The following is a 447-nucleotide window of genomic DNA, read 5'->3' as shown; positions in this document are numbered from 1 at the left end:
GTTTAAAATCTTTTCCACTTGCTCTTTCTATAAAGATGTATTCTTCAGGAATACTGATCTCTGCTGCGGTTGCGAGTTGTCTCTCAATGGATTGATCTTTACTACTTACCCTAATATAGAAAAATTTCCTCATTATGTATTCCTTCCCCCATTTCAAATTCCATGTATAATCTATAATTATAAAAATTTGATGGTTATAAGATGTAATTATTATATTTTAGTGTCAAATTCTATACAATTTTCGTGACATGTTTCAAAAGTAATTATGTTATAATTCTGAAATATTACCCCCCCCTTAAACGCATCATGTCAAAAAGTATACTTTTTGACATGATGTAATCTATTATACCTATAATACATAAGGAGATGTAGAAAACGATTGAATATGAATATTCAAAAAAGATTAACTATTTTAACTACAGATGAAATAAATCAACTTTATAGTAG

1 pseudogene is annotated in these 447 nt (G+C 27.5%); it reads right to left on the bottom strand.

Annotated features, from left to right (window positions below):
• Positions 1-133: pseudogene (locus ACODS7_RS32615) on the bottom strand (recombinase family protein); the annotation flags it as partial.
• Positions 134-447: the final 314 nt, after the last annotated feature.

This window comes from Bacillus sp. FG16 (genome assembly GCF_057809515.1).
Note: the sequence above shows the minus strand (reverse complement) of the source record. Positions and strands in the feature narration are given on the sequence as shown.